The 3976-nt window shown below is 73.3% G+C and carries 3 protein-coding genes; 1 reads left to right on the top strand and 2 read right to left on the bottom strand.

The features are described from left to right. Positions 1-84: 84 nt before the first annotated feature. Positions 85-909 carry a hypothetical protein gene (locus AA75_RS50070; RefSeq protein ID WP_033824000.1) on the top strand — a complete coding sequence of 275 codons (825 nt, stop codon included), beginning with the start codon at positions 85-87 and terminating at the stop codon, positions 907-909. A gap of 64 nt (positions 910-973) precedes the next feature. Here the strand turns inward: AA75_RS50070 and AA75_RS53805 are convergent, their stop codons facing one another. Continuing rightward, positions 974-2965, bottom strand: coding sequence for a helix-turn-helix domain-containing protein (locus AA75_RS53805; RefSeq protein ID WP_033823999.1), 1992 nt, complete (start codon positions 2963-2965; stop codon positions 974-976). A 70-nt stretch (positions 2966-3035) separates the two neighbouring features. Continuing rightward, positions 3036-3245 (bottom strand): hypothetical protein, encoded by a 210-nt coding sequence (locus AA75_RS48245; protein ID WP_033823998.1) that lies wholly within the window; start codon positions 3243-3245, stop codon positions 3036-3038. Positions 3246-3976: the final 731 nt, after the last annotated feature.

Here is a 3976-nt window from a genome sequence, read left to right as displayed (position 1 = left end):
GAACCGGCGAAGAAACCCGAGGCGGCAGTACCCCGTCCGGGCCCATACTGGCGCCTTCCGTGCCGGTCCCACAGAAGGACACCGATGTTCCCCAAGCGCCCCGCCATCGCCACCACCGCCGTCTGCTGCGCCCTGGTCCTGGGAGCGGGCGGCTGCGCCCGGAACCAGGACCCGGCCGGCTCCTCGAACGCGGCAGCCGCCACCGCCTCCCCCGGCGCCTCCGGGAGCACGGGCGCGGCCGGGCGCCTGGACACCGAGAAGCTGACCGCCGCCGAGATCGAGAAGCAGTCCCAGGACGCGATGGCGTCACTGTCGTCGGTCAGGATCTCCGGGAACATGGTGGCGGCCGGCAAGAAGATGACCCTCGACCTGGCGACCGACACCAAGGGCAACTGCCAGGGCACCATCGGCGTGGTGGGCATGGGCCAGATCGAGATCATCCACACCGACGGCACCAGCTACCTGCGGCCCGACGCCGCGTTCTGGAAGACCATCGCCGCGGGCAAGGGCGACGCGCACGCCGGGGATGTGGCCGCCGAAATGTTCAAGGGCCGCTACCTGACCGGCGCCAAGGACGACCCCTCGCTCGCCGGACTCGCCGCGATGTGCGACATCGTCAAGTCGATGACCGACAACAAGGACACCGACGACGACGCCGTCAAGGGCGCCGCCGCCACCGTGAACGGCCACAGCACCTTCACCGTCGTCTCCACCGACGACGACGGCTCCACGAACACCGGCTACGTCGCCACCGACGGCAAGCCCTACCTGGTCAAGATCGCCCACTACGGCGCGGAGCCCGGCGAGATGAACTTCACCGACTTCGACAAGCCCCTCACCGTCCAGGCCCCGCCCGCCGACAACGTCATCGACTACACCCAGTTCAAGGCCAAGCTCACCACCATCTGACGGATCGGCAGGCTCGGAGCCTGCCGGGCCGGCAGGGGCGACGACGCGCTGTGTGCCGTGCCGGTCAGGCAACCCGGCGCAGCAGTACCTCCTCTCCCCCGCCGGCGGTGGCCAGCAGGCCGCCGTCGGGGGAGAACGCCGCCGACCAGACCGAGTCGGTGTGGTCGCGCAGAGGCCTGCCGGCGGGCCGGCCGGTCGCGGTGTTCCAGAGCTGGACGGGGCCTTCCTCGTTCACGACGGCGCACAGGTTGCCGCCCGGGGAGAGCGCAGCCGAGCAGGCGTCCCCGGGACGGCCGCCGTGACGACCGGGGTCGATGTCCGTCGGTCTCCAGCCGACCCCCCACCGTTGCAGTATCCCGGTGCAGGTCACCAACAGACCTTCGGTGCGGCTGGTGAAGAACACGGCGGCCGGACTGGCTGCCGGTACGACGCTGATCTGCTTGCCGTTCTCCGGGTCCCACACGCGGAGGGTGTCGTCCCGGTCGGCAGCGGCCAGGAGCGCACTGTCGGGCGAGTACGCCATTGCGTGGAGGAGGCCGGTGTGTCCGACGAGCGACCCCGTCCGGCGGCCGCTTGCGGGGTCCCACAGGTGGATGGCCCTTTCGATTCCGGAGGTGGCGAGCGTCCCGCCGTCGGGGGAGAACATGATCCTGTCGATCCGCCAGCGGTCCGCGTTCAGGGTGCGGACGGCGGTCGGCTTCGGGCCGGGCCGCCACAGCCGGACCGTTCCGTCCTCCCCGCCACTGGCGAGCAGCGCACCGTCGGGCGAGAAGGCAACGGAGTTGACGTAACCGCGGTGGCCGAGGAGCGGTGAGCCGAGCTGCCGGCCGCTCACCACGTCCCAGAGCCTGACCGACCCCTCGGTTCCCGCGGTGGCCAGCACCGCGCCGTCCGGGGAGAACGCGATCGCGTGGACATCGTCATGCTGGGTGCGGATGGGCGCGAGCAGGACTCCCATCCGGTCCGGGTGGTGCTGCAGGGCGTACAGCACGGCCTTCTCGGACAGGCTCGAGCCGGCCTGCCAGGCTTTCGGCAAGGGCTCGGAAGCCGCGGTCGCGGCGGCGGCCGGATCGGGGGCGGCAGGTACGACGGGGGCGCTGTCTTCGGCCCGGGCGGCCGCCGTCGCGCTGTTCCAGCAGTCACGTAGCCCGTCGAGGACCTCGCGGTCCGCTCCGGCCGAGGACAGAGCCTCGTGCACGGCGCACAGGGCTTCCCACGGCGGCAGTCGCACACCTCGGAGATAGCGCGAGAGGCTGGCGGCGCTGACTCCCGCGACCCCGGCCAATTGGCACTGGCGCAGTCCGGCGGCCACCAACGCCTTCTGGAGCGCCCGGGCGAACGCCGCCACCCGCGGGGGTGTCCCGGGCTCGATCGGCCAGGTGCGCGGGGCGTCGTCCTCGGGTGCAGCGGGCCCGGAGGAGGCGGGCGGTGCGGGGGTGTTCCGGGGTGCGGGGCGGGTGTCCTTGCGGGCGAGTTCGGCGGCGCGCAGCCGGGCCCAGGTGTCGGTCCAGGCCTGGGCGCCGGTGTCCGGTGCGTCGCCGGTGGCGGCCGTGGCCGTCAGGCAGGCGGTCACGACTCCCTCGACGGCCTGCCGGCCCGGGAGGGTGGTGCGGGAGGGGGCGAGGGCGGCGCACAGGGTGGAGGCGGAGACCTGGCAGCGGCCGGCCATCCACTGGTAGGAGGGCTCGCCCGCCCGGATCCTCAGTTCCCGCAGGGCCTGGAGGAAAGCGGGGACGGTGCGGATGTTGCGGGGTGAGCGGGGCCGGTCGAGGACCTCGTAGCGGCGGTCGGGTTCCTGGCGGTGGCGGGCGATGAGCCACTGCTCGCGCCAGTGCTGCGGATCGCCGCCCAGGGCCTGGGCGTAGGCGAGGGTCACGTCGAGGCTGGGCAGTTTCGTGCCGGAGGCCGCCTCTGACAGCACCGTGGTGCCGTAGCCGCTGAGGCGGGCGAGCGCCGTCAGGGGCGGGCTGCCGGCCTTGTGGCGCAGTCGGCGCAGTTGTTCGGCGAGGACGCGGTGGGGTGCGTCGGGGCGGATGGTGGTTTCGGGGCGGGGCACGCGCTGTCCTCCTTCACCACGGGTGGCGGCGCCGCGCGTTCGAGGGCGCCGCCACCGGGGCGGGATGGGGTCAGCTGGTGCGGGCGAGGTCGCGGGCGGCGGCGCCGATCGCGATGACGGCGGCGGTGGCGGAGGCGATGTCGTAGCCGCGGGCGAGCAGGATGATGACGATCACCGTGGCGGGCACGAGGGCGGGCACGGCGCGCCGGCGGCCGGCGGGCAGGGGGATCTGCAGGGACGGCAGGCCGGCGGCGGGCAGGGGGCTGGGAAGGATGCTCACGGTGGTCCTCTGATCCGGGTGGACGGTTTCTTGATCCGGGCGGATGGTGCGGTGCGGCCGCGGGATTGCCGCCCGTGGCCGTCCCACCACTCTGGCACGCCCTGAATGGCCGTCAGCACCGTTTCAGGGGTGGCGTTTTCCGCCTTTGTCCGCGGAATGCGGACGGGTGGCCCGCGTGGCGGCGGGTCCCGGGGCGGCCGGGGGGTTTCCGTCCGGCGCACAACCCGTACCGGGGCGCACGTCACCGGGGGTGTTGCCCGCGTTCGTGCGAAGTCGTGCAAGCAGGCGGTTTCCGCTTCCGGAAACGCCTGGTGGCGGGTATCAATCATTCACAGATGCGCTGTCGGTCTGTCCGTCGGCGCCGGGAGACGTGTTCCTCTGATCCGGGCACTCCCCCACCCCTTCCCGGGGGCCTTCCGAATTGCCGCGGAAGCCCCGGCACCATCGGCGGCACCCGCACACCCGGGGGCCGCCGTTCGGCGTTCCCCGAACCGCCCCGGCAACGGTCCGCCGCCGGCCGGGCAACGGCACGACGCCGGGGTGCGGCCCCGCCGCCCGGAGCCCGGGGCGCCGCAACGGCTACGGTCGGCCGCGGGTGCGGGCACGCGGCGGGAGGCGGGACGGCTGGGCGGACACGAGCCGGACGGCACGGGCGTGCCGTGGCCGCTGCGGGTCAGGGTGGCTCTGTTCACGTCGTAGAGCAGCGTTTCGACAGCAGTTCGGGAGTCAGG

It is taken from the genome of Kitasatospora sp. MBT63 (genome assembly GCF_000710465.2).
Classification (GTDB): domain Bacteria; phylum Actinomycetota; class Actinomycetes; order Streptomycetales; family Streptomycetaceae; genus Kitasatospora.
This window is presented reverse-complemented; position numbering and strand designations above follow the sequence as displayed.